This window comes from Microbispora sp. CA-135349 (assembly GCF_050947365.1).
In the GTDB taxonomy this organism is placed as follows: Bacteria; Actinomycetota; Actinomycetes; order Streptosporangiales; family Streptosporangiaceae; genus Microbispora.
Window position 1 is genome coordinate 5,929,568 of record NZ_CP192001.1, and the last position, 15,145, is coordinate 5,944,712.

General features: G+C 72.6%; 16 protein-coding genes. 2 read left to right on the forward strand and 14 right to left on the reverse strand.

The annotated features are described in order from the left end of the window. Positions 1-30 precede the first annotated feature (30 nt). Positions 31-1,296, reverse strand: a complete 1,266-nt coding sequence (locus ACQPZZ_RS27240; RefSeq protein ID WP_432923677.1) for a hypothetical protein — start codon at positions 1,294-1,296, stop codon at positions 31-33. Between the two features lie 225 nt (positions 1,297-1,521). Here ACQPZZ_RS27240 and ACQPZZ_RS27245 point away from each other — a divergent pair, with 225 nt between their 5' ends. Then, positions 1,522-3,558 (forward strand): ATP-dependent DNA helicase, encoded by a 2,037-nt coding sequence (locus ACQPZZ_RS27245; protein WP_432923679.1) that lies wholly within the window; start codon positions 1,522-1,524, stop codon positions 3,556-3,558. Between the two features lie 96 nt (positions 3,559-3,654). Here the strand turns inward: ACQPZZ_RS27245 and ACQPZZ_RS27250 are convergent, their stop codons facing one another. Then, the gene (locus tag ACQPZZ_RS27250) at positions 3,655-4,395 is read right to left on the reverse strand and encodes a hypothetical protein (RefSeq protein ID WP_432923681.1); all 741 of its coding nucleotides are present in this window, start codon (positions 4,393-4,395) and stop codon (positions 3,655-3,657) included. A 280-nt stretch (positions 4,396-4,675) separates the two neighbouring features. Here ACQPZZ_RS27250 and ACQPZZ_RS27255 point away from each other — a divergent pair, with 280 nt between their 5' ends. After that, positions 4,676-5,167: an NUDIX hydrolase gene (locus ACQPZZ_RS27255; RefSeq protein WP_432923683.1), complete on the forward strand. Its 492-nt coding sequence runs from the start codon at positions 4,676-4,678 to the stop codon at positions 5,165-5,167. Between the two features lie 73 nt (positions 5,168-5,240). On the opposite strand, the gene ACQPZZ_RS27260 is transcribed toward ACQPZZ_RS27255, so the two are convergent. From ACQPZZ_RS27260 to ACQPZZ_RS27315, 12 genes are all read right to left on the reverse strand, one after another. Next, entirely contained in the window at positions 5,241-6,038 is a 798-nt protein-coding gene (locus ACQPZZ_RS27260; RefSeq protein ID WP_432923685.1) for an SGNH/GDSL hydrolase family protein, read from the reverse strand. A gap of 14 nt (positions 6,039-6,052) precedes the next feature. Then, positions 6,053-6,487, reverse strand: a complete 435-nt coding sequence (aroQ, locus tag ACQPZZ_RS27265) for a type II 3-dehydroquinate dehydratase (protein ID WP_363638831.1) — start codon at positions 6,485-6,487, stop codon at positions 6,053-6,055. Next, a complete protein-coding gene (gene aroB / locus ACQPZZ_RS27270) occupies positions 6,484-7,560 on the reverse strand; it encodes a 3-dehydroquinate synthase (protein ID WP_432923688.1) in 1,077 nt (358 codons plus the stop codon). The genes aroQ and aroB overlap by 4 nt, the downstream gene beginning before the upstream one ends. Then, the gene (locus tag ACQPZZ_RS27275; RefSeq protein WP_432923690.1) at positions 7,557-8,069 is read right to left on the reverse strand and encodes a shikimate kinase; all 513 of its coding nucleotides are present in this window, start codon (positions 8,067-8,069) and stop codon (positions 7,557-7,559) included. The genes aroB and ACQPZZ_RS27275 overlap by 4 nt, the downstream gene beginning before the upstream one ends. 14 nt (positions 8,070-8,083) lie before the next feature. Continuing rightward, positions 8,084-9,262: a chorismate synthase gene (gene aroC, locus ACQPZZ_RS27280; protein WP_363638825.1), complete on the reverse strand. Its 1,179-nt coding sequence runs from the start codon at positions 9,260-9,262 to the stop codon at positions 8,084-8,086. 94 nt (positions 9,263-9,356) lie between these two features. Further along, complete coding sequence (locus ACQPZZ_RS27285) at positions 9,357-10,103, reverse strand: prepilin peptidase (RefSeq protein WP_432923692.1); 747 nt, start codon at positions 10,101-10,103, stop codon at positions 9,357-9,359. Between the two features lie 157 nt (positions 10,104-10,260). Next, positions 10,261-10,830: an SseB family protein gene (locus ACQPZZ_RS27290; protein WP_432923694.1), complete on the reverse strand. Its 570-nt coding sequence runs from the start codon at positions 10,828-10,830 to the stop codon at positions 10,261-10,263. Positions 10,831-10,983: 153 nt separating this feature from the next. Next, positions 10,984-12,090 (reverse strand): ring-opening amidohydrolase, encoded by a 1,107-nt coding sequence (locus ACQPZZ_RS27295; protein ID WP_432923696.1) that lies wholly within the window; start codon positions 12,088-12,090, stop codon positions 10,984-10,986. Then, a complete protein-coding gene (locus ACQPZZ_RS27300; RefSeq protein WP_363638817.1) occupies positions 12,090-13,025 on the reverse strand; it encodes a carbamate kinase in 936 nt (311 codons plus the stop codon). Before ACQPZZ_RS27300 ends, ACQPZZ_RS27295 begins: the two co-directional genes overlap by 1 nt. Before the next feature lie 266 nt (positions 13,026-13,291). Further along, a complete protein-coding gene (locus tag ACQPZZ_RS27305) occupies positions 13,292-13,669 on the reverse strand; it encodes a type II toxin-antitoxin system death-on-curing family toxin (RefSeq protein WP_432923698.1) in 378 nt (125 codons plus the stop codon). Further along, positions 13,666-13,869 carry a ribbon-helix-helix protein, CopG family gene (locus ACQPZZ_RS27310; RefSeq protein ID WP_432923700.1) on the reverse strand — a complete coding sequence of 68 codons (204 nt, stop codon included), beginning with the start codon at positions 13,867-13,869 and terminating at the stop codon, positions 13,666-13,668. Before ACQPZZ_RS27310 ends, ACQPZZ_RS27305 begins: the two co-directional genes overlap by 4 nt. A gap of 79 nt (positions 13,870-13,948) precedes the next feature. After that, positions 13,949-15,115 carry a pyridoxal phosphate-dependent aminotransferase gene (locus ACQPZZ_RS27315; protein ID WP_432923702.1) on the reverse strand — a complete coding sequence of 389 codons (1,167 nt, stop codon included), beginning with the start codon at positions 15,113-15,115 and terminating at the stop codon, positions 13,949-13,951. Between the last annotated feature and the right edge of the window lie 30 nt (positions 15,116-15,145).

Here is a 15,145-nt window from a genome sequence, read left to right on the forward strand (position 1 = left end):
CTTACCGCTGGAACTCCCGCTGACCGGGGCTCACCACCCTCGGCTGTCCTCCCAGCTCTCCCCGCCCTCGTCCGACCACGGGATCGGGGAGTCCTCGGGGGGCTGCCCGGCGCGCCGTCCCCCGCGGCGCTCGCGCTCGGCGTGCGGGTCCGTGGCCTGGCCGGCCGGCCACTGGTCCGGCCGCAGCCGCTCGCCCGTGGTGTAGAGCGGCGGTTCGCCGACGGGCGGCTCGTTCGCGTACGGCTCGTTCATGTACGGCTCGTTCATGTACGGCCGCACCGCGCCGAGACCGAGCGGGTCGCTGGGGTCGACCGCCCCGGGCTGCTGCGCTGCCTGCTGCATCGGCGCCGGCGGCGCGGCAGCGGACTGCGGAGCCGGAGGGTAGGCCGGTTGCGGGCCGGTCTGGGCGGAGGACGCGACGAGGCGGTCCTGGGTGGGCGTGCCCCGGGCGACGAGAACGTCGTTGGGGCCGAGCGCGGCGGGCGCGGGGTAGGCCTCCGGGGCCGGGGCGGGCGGCGGCACCGGCGGACGGGCGTACTGGCCGGTGCCCGGATAGTCCGGGTACTCGTAGTCGGACGGGACGGGCTGCTCGGGGAACCCGGCGTCGCGGCCCCCACGGCGGTCGCGAGCGCCGTAGCCGTTCTCAGCCTGCGCGTAGCCGTCGTGGGCACGGCCGTAGCCGTCCGGGGCCTGCCCGTAGCCGTCGGGCGCGGTGACGTGGCCCTCGTCGGCGGCGTACCCGTCCCGGGCCTGACCGTACGGAACCTGCGCCGCTTGGCGGGGCGCCTGGTGGGCCGCTTGGTGGGGCGTGCCGAAGGGGTCCTGCGCCGCGTATCCGTCACCCGGCTGCCCGGCGTACGCGTCGGGCACGGCGTAGGCGTCCTGGGCCCGCGCCGCGTACGCGTCCGGGGATTCGGCCGCGTACGGGTCGTGGACCTGCGTGGCGTACGGATCGTGGACCTGGGTCGCGTAGGCGTCCTGTCCCTGATCCCGCGTGTGCCCGGGGTACGCCCCCTGGGGGGTGTGGCCGTCCTGGCCCGCCACCCCCTGCCGGGGGAACGGTCCCGTCCCGGCGTCCTGCTCCTCGCCGCCCGCCTCGGCGAAACCATCGTCGAGAGTGTCGATCAGCCGTCCCACGTCGTTCATGGGCATGCGGAAACTGGCCGTGCACATCTCGCCCCGCCACAGGCTCAGCACCAGCGTGCCGTCGTGCCACGTGACCCGGAGCACACGGTCCTGGCCTCGCGCGTCGAAGAACACCTCGCCGAACGATGGCAGTGGGACAACTTCCGACATGGCAGACATAGTGCCTTTACCTGCCCTTTTCCGTCCACTCGATCTCGGGAACCCTCGCGAAACTTCCGTTTCGTCCCTTTTAGACCTCACTGGGTAGATCGCCGTTGACCTTGAGAGCACTGACATCCCAGTGTGCCACGCGTGCCGGGAGGGAGTTCCTGGAACGCCAGGATGTGGTGGGGCGGACACGCACAGGATGTCGGTGGCACCGGGTAGCGTTCTTCCGTGCCCAAGGACCGTCCCGAGCTTCCGCCCGTCGAAGAACTCCTCACCGCCGCGGTGACCGCACTGGGGGGCGTCGAGCGCCCGGGGCAGGTCAAGATGGCACAGGCGGTGCGCGACGCCGTCGAGAGCGAGGAGCACCTCGCGGTGCAGGCCGGCACCGGCACCGGCAAGTCGCTGGCCTACCTCGTGCCCGCGATCAGGCACGCGGCGGAGAAAGGCGAGGCCGTGGTGGTGTCCACCGCCACGATCGCGCTGCAGCGCCAGCTGGTGGACCGCGACCTGCCCCGGCTGGCCGACGCGCTGGAGGGCCTGCTGCCGCACCGCCCCGAGTTCGCGATCCTGAAGGGCCGCCGCAACTATCTGTGCCGCCACAAGATGGCCGCGGGCATGCCCGAGGACGAGGACGACCAGCTCTTCGACCCGCGCGAGGTCAGCGCCACCGGCCGGATGGTGCAGCGCATCCAGGAGTGGGCCAACGAGACCGAGACCGGCGACCGCGACGAGATCGTGCCCGGCGTGAGCGACCAGGCCTGGCGGCAGTTCTCGGTGACCGCCCGGGAGTGCCTGGGGGCGCAGCGGTGCCCCAGCGGGGCCGACTGCTTCGCCGAGCTCGCCCGGGAGCGCGCGGGCGAGGCCGACGTGGTGGTGACCAACCACGCGCTGCTGGCGATCGACGCCATGGAGGACTTCGCGGTCCTGCCCGAGCACGACGTGGTCGTGGTGGACGAGGCGCACGAGCTGGTCGACCGGGTGACCTCGGTGGTCACCGGAGAGCTGTCGGAGAGCACGGTCGGCCTGGCGGTGCGCCGAGCGGGCCGGCTCATCGAGCAGGGGGTGGCCGATCGGCTCCAGGAGGCGGGCGAGGACCTGCGCGCCCTGCTGGCCGTCGCTCCGCCCGGGCGCGTCGACACCCTGCCGCAGTCGCTCGGGATGACGCTCGCGCTGGTGCGGGACGCCGCGTTCGCCTGCATCACCGCCCTCGGGCCGCGCAACAAGGACAAGGACGACCCGGAGAACGCCGGGTTGCGCAAGGCCGCCTTCACCGCGCTGGACGAGGTGCACGACACCGCCCAGCGGATGCTCGACGCCTTCGGCCCGGCGGCCGGCGCGGGCGAGGCCGCCGGAGACGCGACCGGCGAGGACGCGGCGGGCGCCGCCGGGGACGAGGAGGTCCATCGGGCGGAGGTGGTCTGGCTGGAGGAGGGACGCGGCAGGATTCCCCCCACGCTGCGGGTGGCGCCGCTGTCGGTGGGCGGCATGCTGCGCGACAAGCTGTTCGGCGACCGGACCGTCGTCCTCACCAGCGCCACGCTCGCGCTGGGCGGCACGTTCGACAGCCTCGCCCGCCTGTGGGGCCTGCGCACCGGCGAGTGGACCGGTCTCGACGTCGGCTCGCCGTTCGACCATCCACGCCGCGGCATCCTCTACGTGGCCACGCATCTCCCCCAGCCCGGCCGCGACGGCCTGCCCGAGGCGTACGTCGACGAGATCGCCGAGCTGATCGAAGCGGCCGGCGGCCGGACGCTCGGCCTGTTCTCCTCGATGCGGGCCGCGAAGGCCGCCACGGAGGCGCTGCGCGAGCGGCTGGACGTGCCGCTGCTCTGCCAGGGCGACGACTCGACCTCGCAGCTCGTCAAGCAGTTCGCGGGCGACGCCGCCACCTGTCTGTTCGGCACGCTGTCCCTGTGGCAGGGCGTCGACGTGCCGGGCCCCTCGCTGACCCTGGTGATCATCGACAGGATCCCGTTCCCGCGTCCCGACGATCCGCTCGCCTCCGCCCGGCAGCGGCACGTCGCCGCCACGGGGGGCAACGGCTTCATGGCGGTGGCGGCCACCCACGCCGCGCTGCTGCTGGCACAGGGCGCGGGCCGGCTGCTGCGGTCGATGGACGACCGGGGCGTCGTCGCCGTTCTCGATCCGAGGCTCGCCACCGCCCGTTACAGCGGGTTTCTGCTCAACTCGCTGCCGCCCTTCTGGCGCACCACCGACCCCGCCAAGGTCCGCGACGCGCTTCGCCGTCTCACCGCCGGCTCCTGAGCGGAGCGGGGCGGGCGGCGCGTCCCGGGCGAAGATCGCCACCTCTACCGGCAGCCCGCCGTACGCGGGGTCGCCGGCCCGGCGGCGCCGGCTGCGTCACATCCTCGTGACCGCGCCGAACCTCTCCCCCGCGTTCAGGCGCCGTACGAGGTCGAGCACGGCGTGCGGCCCGCCGTTCGCGGTGGCCCATCGGCTCACCCGGCACGCCGCCCTCGCGTAGGTGCGCTGGTCGGCACCGGCCGCCCGCAACCAGGCGTCCAGCGTCACCGGCAGTGCGGCGTCCGTGCTCACCAGGCAGCGGTCGGCTGCCGTCTCCGGCGCGAGATACCGGGGGTCGCCGGAGACCAGAACGGCCAGGCCCTCGTCGAACCACTGCGGCACCTCCGCACCCCCCGAATCCAGCCGGGCGTGGAGTTCGACGTGCGACATCTCGTGGGAGGCGATGACCGGATCCACGCCCGCGGGCGACAGCATCACCGCGCGGTTCAGCACCGCGACGCCCCGCTCCCCTCCGCCGCCGATACGGCGGTAACAGCGGTCGCTGAGGCAGGCGAGGATCCGGGGAGAGGTGCGCCTGCCGCCGTAGAAGGCGCGGACGCGCCGCTCCGCCTCCTCCACCGCGGAGATCACCTGCCGCCTCCGGTCGGGCGACAGGCCCGGCTCCGCGTAGACATCCGGGGCCAGACGCTCCAGCCCGTAACAGCCGGGGCAGGCCGTGGCGGCGACCGAAGGGAAGGCCGTCGCCACGACGGCGCCCGCCGCGATCGGCAGGGCCACGAGCACGGCGAGCAGCCACACCCGTCCGCGCCGGGGCACGCGCCGTCGCTTCCACGCCATCGTCACTCCCTTTCTCGAATCCCGCGTCAGAGCCTCGACACCAGTGGTCCTGAAGCAGGATCTTCGCGCGATGTCCGCCCGTCGCGCGTCGGACCGGGGTAGGACCCTCCCCCGGTCCGAGACGGCGTTCGCGCCGGCCTGGCCGCTGGTGTGGCGTGGCCGGCCACGTCATGCGGACCCGGCCGAGCTCGCGCCACCGCCGACGCGTGCGCGGCGGCCGGACCGCTCCATCCGCCCTCGGTCAGGGCGTGAGGCGCGGAACCGCGCGTAGAGTGCGGGCATGAGCGCTGACGCCCCTGTCACGTCGGTGTGCCTCACCCGAGGCGGCCGACCGGCCTTCGTCGTGAACGTCGAGATCTTCCTGGAGCGGGACGGCCGGTGGCTGCTCATCCGGCGCGGCAGGCAGGAGGCTCACGCACCCGGCACGCTCGCCGGTGTGGGCGGCAAGGTCGAGGCCGGCGGCGCGGGGCTCGACGTGCTCGAGGAGACGGCGCGGCGTGAGGTCGCCGAGGAGGCCGGAGTCGACATCACGGGAGTCGGACTCTCCTACGTGGAGAGCGGGTTCTTCGTGACCGACGACGGCGACCCCGTCGTCAACGTGGTCTTCCGCGCGAAGATGCCGCCTCACGCCCAGCCCGTGGCCGCCTCGGCGGAGGAGGTGGAGGAATTCCTCTGGCTGACCGCCGCGGAGGCCGAAGCTGATCCGGACTGCCCGCCCTGGACATCACGGAGCCTGCGCCGCGCGACGTCACAGACCGGCACGCCGGTGTAGCCGTCGGCGTGAGGCGCCGGCACCGCGGGGCGGGGCCCGCATCAGGGAGCCGGGTCACGGTGAAGGAGCAGGGTCACGGTGAAGCAGGGGGCAGCGGGCCGAGCTCGGGCCGCTTGGGGTCGAGGCCGTCGCCGGAGGACGTGCCGCGAAGGCGCCGCCCGATCCACGGGCCGAAGTGCTCCCTGAGCCACTGCACGTCCTCGCGGCGTTTGACTCTCGGGTCCGCCTTGTCCCGAGGAGGCCAGGTCTTGCGCCAGTCGTCCTCGCCGGGCACGCCCAGCACGTGCAGGACCCGGGCGGCGACCAGACGGTGGCCCTCGGCGTTCATGTGCAGCCGGTCGCCGCTCCACGCCCGCCAGTCCCGCAGCCCCTGCATCGACCACATGTCCACGAGGTGGCAGCCGTACAGGTCGGCGATCGAGCGGATGTGCATGTAGAAGATCGCGAACTTGCCGCGCGCTCTCCGCATGATCGGGGTGTCCCGGGGGTCGGTGCCGGTGAACAGCACGACGTCCGCGCCGGTCGCCCGCAGGTCGCGTACGGCGGCGGCCAGCTTCTTGGCCATCCGGTCGGGGTCGCTGCCGGGGCGGATGAGGTCGTTGCCGCCCGCGCAGAAGCTGATCAGGTCGGGCTTCAGGTCGACGGCCACGGGCACCTGGTCGGCGACGATCTGGTCGATCAGCTTGCCCCGCACGGCCAAATTGGCGTAGCGGAAGTCCGGCTCGAGTAAGGCGAGCCGTTCGGCGACCCGGTCGGCCCAGCCCCGGTAGCGGACCACCTCCCCCGGCGCCGCCGGGGGCGCGTCCGGGAGGGGGTCGTTGAGCCCCTCGGTGAAGCTGTCTCCGACCGCCACGTACGACCGGTACCCCATGGTCCCTTCTTTCGTCACTCGCCCATGTCGGCGATCGCGCGCAGCGCGAGCTCGTACGACCGCATGCCGAATCCCGCGATCGTCCCGGTGGCCACCGCCGCCACGACGGAGGTGTGGCGGAACTCCTCCCGCGCGTTCGGGTTGGAGATGTGCACTTCCACCAGCGGAGCCGTACGCTGCGCGATCGCGTCGCGCAACGCGTAGGAGTAGTGGGTGAAGGCGGCGGGGTTGAGGACCACGGGGGTCCTGCTGTCGGCCGCCTCGTGGATCCAGCTCACCAGCTCGGCCTCGTCGTCGGTCTGCCTGACCTCCACCGACAGGCCCAGCTCGCGGCCGGTCTCGCGGCACATCGCCGCCAGGTCGTCGAAGGTCTGTGCCCCGTAGACGTCGGGCTCCCGGCTGCCGAGGCGGCCCAGGTTGGGCCCGTTCAGCACGAGCACCTGCCTCATCGGGCGACCTCCCGGTAGGCGGCTTCGAGCAGCTCCTCTGACGGGTTCTCGAGGCGGGAAGGCTTGGCGATGTCGTCGAGCACGACGAACCGCAGCACCGCTCCCCTGGCCTTCTTGTCCACCCGCATGTGCTCGCGCAGCCGCGGCCAGGCGTCCGCGCGATAGGAGGTGGGCAGCCCGACCGAGTCCAGGATTGAGCGCGTGCGGTCCACGACCTCGCGGCCGACGCGGCCGTCCAGCCGGGACAGCTCGGCGGCGTAGACCAGCCCGATGGCCACCGCCTCGCCGTGCCTGATGCGGTAGTCCTCGACCCGCTCGATCGCGTGGGCGAGGGTGTGGCCGTAGTTGAGGATCTCCCGCAGGCCGCTTTCGCGCAGGTCCGCCCCGACGACGTCGGCCTTCACCCGGATCTTGCGCTCGACCAGCTCACGGGTGTGCTCGCCCTCGGGGGTACGGGCGGCGGCGGGATCGTCCTCGATGAGCATGAGGATCGTGGGATCGGCGATGAACCCGCCCTTGATGATCTCCGCGAGGCCCGCGACGTAGTCCTCGCGCGGCACGCTCGCCAGCGTGGTCAGGTCGCACAGCACGCCCTTCGGCGGGTGGAAGGACCCGACGAGGTTCTTGCCCTCGGGCGTGTTGATGCCGGTCTTGCCGCCGACGGCCGCGTCCACCATGGCCAGCAGCGTGGTGGGCACCTGCACGACCTGGACGCCGCGCAGCCAGGTCGCGGCCACGAACCCGGCCAGGTCGGTGGTCGCCCCGCCGCCGACGCCGACGACCGCGTCGGAACGCGTGATGCCGTACCGGCCGAACGCCGACCACAGCTCGGCCGCAACGTGGACGCTCTTGGCCTCCTCGCCGTCCGGCACGGGCAGGGCGACGACCTCGAACCCGGCACCCTCGAGCGTCTCGCGCACGGGCCTCGTGATCTCGGGCAGCCCGGCGGGGTGGATCACCGCGACCGTGCGCACCTTCGTGTCCAGCAGACCGGGCAGCTCCGGCAGCACGCCGCTGCCGACGACGACGTCGTACGGGCTGTCGCCCCGCACGGTGATGCGCGTCGCGGTCACAGCGCCGCCTCGATCTCGGTCACCACGTCCTCGGGCTCGCGGCCGTCGGTGGCGACGGTGACCGCGGCGAGGCTCTCGTAGATCGGGCGGCGCTGCTCCATCAGTTGCCTGAGCCGGCTGCGCGGGTTCAGCACCAGCAGCGGCCGTGCCGAGGCGAGCCCGACCCGCTTGACCGCCTGGTCGAGCCCGACCTGGAGATACACCACCCGGTGGCCGGACAGCAGCTTCTGGGTGTGCTCGTGCAGGATCGCGCCGCCGCCGAGCGACAGGACGCCGGGGTGCGTCTCCAGCGCGTCGCGCACGGCCTGCGCCTCCAGCTCGCGGAACCGCTCCTCGCCGTCCTCCACGAACACGTCGCTGACGGACTTGCCGGCGACGGCCTCGACGTCGGCGTCGGTGTCGCGGAACGGCAGGCCGAGGCGGTCCGCGAGGAGCCGCCCGACCGTGGACTTGCCCGAGCCGGGCGGGCCGATGAGGACCGCGGCGGGGCCTTGGGACGCCGAATGCATGATCACAAACCCTATTACTTGATGACCAGGGACGACAGGTAGCCCGCCAGGTTGCGCGCGACCTCTTCCACGGAGTCGCCGCCGAACTTCTCGACGGCCGCGTCCGCCAGCACCAGCGCCACCATCGCCTCGGCGACGATCGCGGCGGCCGGGACCGCGCAGACGTCCGAGCGCTCATGGTGCGCCTTGGCCGGCTCGCCGGTCAGCACGTCGATCGTTGCGAGGGCGCGGGGCACCGTGGAGATGGGCTTCATCGCGGCGCTGACCCGCAGCGGCTCGCCGTTGGTCATGCCGCCCTCGACGCCGCCGGCCCGGTTGGTCATCCGGCGCACGCCCTCGGGGGTGTTCTCGATCTCGTCGTGGGCCCGCGAGCCGGGGCGGCGCGCGGTCTCGAAGCCGTCGCCGACCGCGACCCCCTTGATCGCCTGGATGCCCATGAGCGCCCCGGCGAGGCGGGAGTCGAGGCGCCGGTCCCAGTGGGTGTAGCTGCCGAGGCCCGGCGGCAGGCCGTAGGCGACGACCTCGACCACGCCGCCGAGGGTGTCGCCGTCCTTGTGCGCCTTGTCGATCTCGGCGACCATGGCCGCGCTCGCGGCCGGGTCGACGCAGCGCACCGGGTCGGCGTCCACCGCCTCCATGTCACCGGGACCGGGGAGCACGTCGCGGGGCGCGCTCGCCTCGCCGATGGACACGACGTGGCTGACGATGTCGACGCCGAGGGCCTGCTTGAGGAAGGAACGGGCGACCTGGCCGAGCGCCACCCGCGCGGCGGTCTCCCGGGCGCTGGCCCGGTCGAGCACCGGCCGCGCGTCGTCGAAGCCGTACTTCTGCATTCCGGCGAGGTCGGCGTGGCCCGGACGCGGGCGCGAGCGCGGGGCGTTGCGCGCCTGGCCCTCGAGCACCGCCGGGTCCACCGGGTCGGCGGCCATCACGGTCTCCCACTTCGGCCACTCCGTGTTACCGATCCGGATCGCGACGGGCGAACCGAGCGTACGGCCGTGCCGTACGCCTCCGGAGATCGTCACCTCGTCCTGCTCGAACTTCATCCGCGCCCCGCGGCCGTATCCGAGACGGCGGCGGCGCAGCGCCTCGGCGAGGTCGGCGGTGGTCACCTCCACCCCGGCGGGCAGTCCTTCCAGGATCGCGAGAAGCTCGGGGCCGTGTGACTCCCCGGCGGTCAACCAGCGCAGCATGGTGACAAGTCTTCCATGTGCACCCGACTGCGACGTCACCCTGACACCCCCATGGCCTTCTCACGGGTGCTTTCGACCGGAAAAACCGTGTGTGCTATGTCCCGGGAAAAGCCACCGCCACGAGTGCCCCCGCCAGCATGAACGGACCGAACGGGAACTCGGTCGCGCGGGTGGCCCTGCGGGCCAGGAGCAGGCCGAGGGCGTACAGCGCGCCGAGGATCTGACCCGCCATCCCCGCCACGACCGTGGCCTGCGCGCCGAGCGCTCCGGTCAGCAGGCCGATCAGCCCGGCCAGCTTCACGTCGCCGAGCCCGAGGCCCGTGGGGCGGGCGAACCACAGCACGGCGTAGACGGCGCCGAGCGCGCAGCCCGCCGCCAGCGCGGGCAGCAGGCGGCCCGACGGCGCGAGCAGGGCCAGCAGGATCGGATACGACGGCAGGGTGATCGCGTCGGGCAGGCGCCACGTCCTGCGGTCGATCTCCGCGAGCGCGGCGCCCGCGACCACCGCGTACAGCCACGCGGCCACCACCCAGCCGTCGTGGACGCGCCAGATCACCAGCGCCGTGGCCAGCGCGGTCGCGCCCTCGACCACGTACGGCGGGCGGGGCAGGGGCACGGCGCGGGCAGCCGCCGCGAAGGCTCGCCGCGCCTCCTTCCGGTGGTCCTCACGGCCTTCGCCGCGATCCTCCCGGCCCTCACCGCGGTTCTCTCGATCGTCCCGATCCTCACCGCGGTCGTCCGGTTCGCCTCCTGGCCGTGCCGCGAACTGCGCGGCGACCGCCCGGGCGTACGCTCCCGCGATCAGGCCGGGGACGGCGGCGGCGAGGACGACTAAGGACACGCGGCCGACACTAACGCCCGCACGCCACCGTGTGCCCGGACGCGTGCTTTCCTGTGGACGGACGCGTTCCTGTGGACGACGCGCCTTCGCCCGGCCGATCGCACGGAAAGGGCCGGGCCACGCGAGCCGGGCGGGCACGCGTTGCCGTCGAAGCGGCTCAGGCGCGGCGGCGGCTCCACCAGCGGCCGCGGCGCCGCTCCTCCTGAGCGCCGAGACGTGCCACGGTGGCGTCCGGCACTTCTCGGGCGAGGCGGTCCACAGCGGAGGCGTCCCTCTTGGCCTCCTCCACGGTGGCGAGGGCCTGCAGCATGCCGCCCTCGATCACGAACGGGACCGGTCCGGCCACGTCGACGACCACGGCCGCGGCGCTCTCGTGCCGCGCCGCCTGGCAGACCTGCGGCGCGGTGGCCTGCACCGGACGGGCGTCCGGGCGCCACCTGCGCATCGGCTCGGTCCCGGTGAAGGCGAGCACGGCCTCACGGCCGTCCTTGCCGACCAGTTTCGGGAGGGCCATCTCGCTCTCCTTCTCCTGGCGCAGGCCGTGCTCCCCCACTTCCGACTCGGTGAGCAGCGCGACCACGGGCACCAGCAACCTGGTCCCGGCGAGTGCCGCCAGGACGTCGGCCGCCGTGGCCGTACCGGCCTGGAACGCCGACAGCACCGCCGCGACGGGCGCGTCGGCGCCGCCGTCGTCGTCGGGGCGCAGGGGCTGCGGAATCGTTGGCACGTCTCCCGACCCTACCCCCGGCCGAGGCCGCCTCCGGACCGCGAGATCACGGCGGACGGCACCGCAGCCGAGGGTACGTCCGCCTCGATTTCCTGCGTGGTCATCGAGGCTCTCGGTGCAGGTCGGGCGGCACCGGTGCGACAAACTACATGATCACGCGAGGTCGGCGACGGCGATGACGGGGCCTCCACCGGACGGGCCCTGGTGGACCGCCGCCACGGACACGAACACGGCCGGGTCGCCGGTCACACTCGCCGCGACCCCGCCGACGGTCGCCTTGATCTGGCGGTGCCAATGGACGTCGGAGTCGTCGAGCATGATGGTGCGCCGCCCGCGCACGCGGCCCGACGGGTCCGCCTCGCACTTGATGAACAGGTTCACCAGCCGGTCGCCGAGGTCGCTCGGATGCGGGCGCTCGGGCAGGTCGATCCCGGCGCTCCGGACCGCCTCCCAGATGCCGTCGGTGTCCAGGGCGTCCTTCATGACCGAGTGTCCGGCGCGGTAGCGCCCGCCTATCCCGCGTACGTTGCCCACCACCACGATCTGGGCCCGGTCGAGCTCGACGCCGCTTGAGCACGACGCCACCGACGAGTAGAGCGACAGGTCCTTGTGGATCTGCTCGGCCGACGGCATCTCGATCTCGCTGAGCGCGACGGCGATGCCGAGCGCCGTGGTGGAGTTGGAGATGTCCATCGACTTGAGCGTGTCCTCGGTGACGACCGTCCGGCCGCGCTCCTTGGCGTCGGTGATCGTGGACAGCGTGAGCAGCGGGGTCTTGGTCTGCACGTAGTGGACGTCGGCCGGATCGTCGATGCCGGCGATCTTCATCGCCTCCCGCACCCCGGCCGCCACCTTCTCGACCATCGCGGGCCTGCCGATGTCCTCGGGGAGGATCACCTCACTCATCGCGACGCCGACACTCACCCGCGGCTCGTCGGTCCGTACGGCTTTGGCCGGGTCGACGGTCGCGAAGATCGTCGCGTGCGGGCTGAGGACGCCGTCCGTGCCACCGGACCACACCAGGGGCACCTGGGCGACCTCGTCGGCGGTGCGCGTGCCCTTGGCCACGAGCACCTCGCGGAAGGCCCGGTCGGCCAGGATCCGGGTGTAGTCGTTCACGCCGCCGTTGCCCTCGGTCTTGCCGATCACGGCCAGCACCCGGTCGGCCTCGATCACGCCGTCGTCGATCAGCTTCGCCAGCCCGGAGGCGTCGGTGACGCTCTCGATGGGGACTTTCCGTACCTCGATCGGATCCGGCACTATCTCTCCACCTCTCTGTACACCCTCGTACCGATATTTCCTGACAGCGCGGCACCAATGTGGTGCAACGAGGTGATCACGGTGCGTCCCCCGGTTTCCTCGGTGAAGCGCAGGGCGGCCTCGACCTTGGGCCCCATGCTGCCCCCGGCGAAGTGGCCGGCCGCCTGCAACTCGCGCAGGGCGGCGACACCCGTCTCCCCGATCGGACGGGCGCGGGACGTACCGAAGTCCACGACGGCGTTCGGCACGTCCGTCGCGATCACGAGATCGGTGGCGCCGACGGCGGCGGCCAGCGCGGCGGCGGCGAGGTCCTTGTCGATCACGGCCTCGATTCCGGTCAGCGCGCCGTCCGCGCCGCGCACGACCGGCACTCCCCCGCCGCCTGCGGCGACGACGGTGAACCGGGCCTCGATGAGCGCGACGGCGGCGGGGGCGTCCAGGATCTCCACGGGCCGCGGCGAGGCGACCACCCGCCGCCATCCGCGTTCGAAGCGCCGCCAGACCTGGCCGTGCTCCTCGAAGCGGCGCGCCTCGTCCTCGCCGAAGTACCGCCCGATCGGCTTGACCGGGTCGTGGAACGCCGGGTCCGCCGGGTCCACGAGCGTGCGGGTGACGATCGTCGCCACCCGTGCGTGTCCCAGCTCGCGCTGCAGGGCGTTCATGACGATCGTCCCGATCGTGCCCTGCGTCTGAGCCACGCACCAGTCGAGCGGGACCGGCGGCACGACGTGGGCGGCGAGCTGGTTCTTCAGCAGGAGGTTGCCGACCTGGGGGCCGTTGCCGTGCGTGAGCACCACTTCGTGACCGGCCCTGCTCAGCGCCGCCACGTGAGCCATCGCCTCACCGATCGCCAGCCGCTGGTCGGCCGGTGACGCGCTCCCATCGGGAGCCGTCATGGCGTTGCCGCCGAGTGCGATCAGTACGCGTCCGCCCACATCGGGAAACTATCCAGCCCCACCCGGGCCTTCATTGGCGAGTCTCGCCCACCCCTGCCGCATCCATGGGCAGATTTCACCAAGCCCGGCACTGGGCGGCGGGGCCGTTTACGCCAAGCTCCGGGCGATGCGGTCCGCGTGCGGGGCCCGGGACAGCGGTCCGGATGCGGAGCCCTCCTGTCCGCGTCGCCGAGCCCGCTCCCTCCCGGGGGCCTCGGCCAGAATGCTCACCACTGCCCCCCTCCGAACGGGCACGGTCCGGGTGCTCAGCAGGCGGTGAAGCCGCGCAGCACGTCCGCGATCTCGTCGACCTCCGTGAGCTTCCCCGACGCGACCGCGATCACCAGGTCGTAGGCCGAATCGTCGTCCGTGTCCACTTCCACGCCGTTGTAGGCGAGAAAGACCACGGTGGAGACCCAGGCCACCCGCTTGTTGCCGTCGATGAAGGGGTGATTGATCGCCAGCGAGTGCAGCAACGCGGCGGCCTTGGTCAGGAGATCGGGGTATGCCTCCTGGTCGAACATCTGCGCTTGGGGCCGGTGCACAGCCGAGTCGAGCAGGCCGAGATCGCGGAGCTGAGGCGTTCCCTCAATGGCCAGTTCGGCCAGATCCAGAACCTGCTCGACGGTCAGGAAGCGAGTCACTGGGCGAGACGGTCGAGCACCGGCTTCCAACGGCGCACCGCCTCGACGCCCAAGCGGTGCACCTCCTCATCGGAAGTGTGCCGGGCGAGGTACTCCTCCACGGCGGCGACGACGATCTGCTGCATGCTGCGGCCTTCCTTCTCGGCGCGCCGCCGGAGGGCCTCGGTCTGCTCGTCACTCAGGCGAAGCGTCATAGCCATGCCTCCATGCTACGGCGCGGTATCACACTGATACCATCACCGGAGAGTATAAGAGCGGTAACTCTCAGCGAGTAAACCGTCAGCCGCCGAGACGGCGCAGGCGGGCGACGGCCTCGTCGATGACCTCGTCCCGCTTGCAGAAGGCGAACCGCAGGAAGTGACGGCCCCGTGCGGGGTGGTCGTAGAAGACCTGGGTGGGGATTGCCACCACCTCCGCCAGTTCGGGCAGCCGCCGGGCGAGCTCCAGCCCGTCGTCGAAGCCCAGCGGCCGTATGTCGGTCTGCACGAAATAGGTGCCGGACGGCCGGAGCACATCGAAGCCGGCCTCGGTCAGGCCAGCCGCGAGACGGTCGCGCTTGGCCTGCAGGGCCGCCCGCTGGGCCGCGACCCAGTCCATCTCCTCCCGCAGGGCGTACGCGACCGCGATTTGCCAGGGGGCGCTCGCGGTGTAGGTGAGGAACTGTTTGACCGTCTGCACGGCGGCGGTGAGCGGCGCCGGGGCGCATACCCAGCCGGTCTTCCAGCCCGTGACGCTGAAGGTCTTGCCCGCCGAAGAGATCATGACCGTGCGCTCGCGCATGCCGGGCAGCGTGGCGAGCGGAACGTGCTCGACGCCGTCGAAGGTGAGGTGCTCGTAGACCTCGTCCGTCACCGCGATCAGATCGTGCTCCAGGCAGACCCGGGCGACGCACTCCAGTTCCTCGCGGGTGAACACGGTCCCTGTGGGGTTGTGCGGCGAGTTCACCAGGATCGCCCGGGTGCGGGGCGTGATCGCGGCCTCCAGCTCGGCAGGGTCGAAGGTGAACCGCCCCGCGTCGACACGCAGCGTGACCGCCCTGCGTACGGCTCCCGCGAGCGCGACGGCCGCGGCGTAGGAGTCGTAGTAGGGCTCGAAGACGACCACCTCGTCACCCGGCTCGCAGAGCGCGAGGATCGCCGCGGCGATGGCCTCGGTGGCCCCGACGGTGACGAGAACCTCCCCGTCGGGGTCGTAGGCGAGGCCGTACCACTGCTTGCGGTGCTCGGCGACCGCCTGCCTCAGCTCGGGGAGGCCCGGGCCCGGCGGGTACTGGTTGAGGCCGCTCCGCACGGCCTCGACCGCGCGCTCGAGCATGCGCTCCGGCCCGTCGGTGTCGGGGAAACCCTGGCCCAGGTTGATCGAGCCCGTCTCCACGGCCAGCTTCGTCATCGTGGCGAACACGGTCGTACCGAACTCCCGCATCCGCCGCACCAGCGGCTCAGTCACGACCCTGACCCTATCCGGGGCCACGCCGGG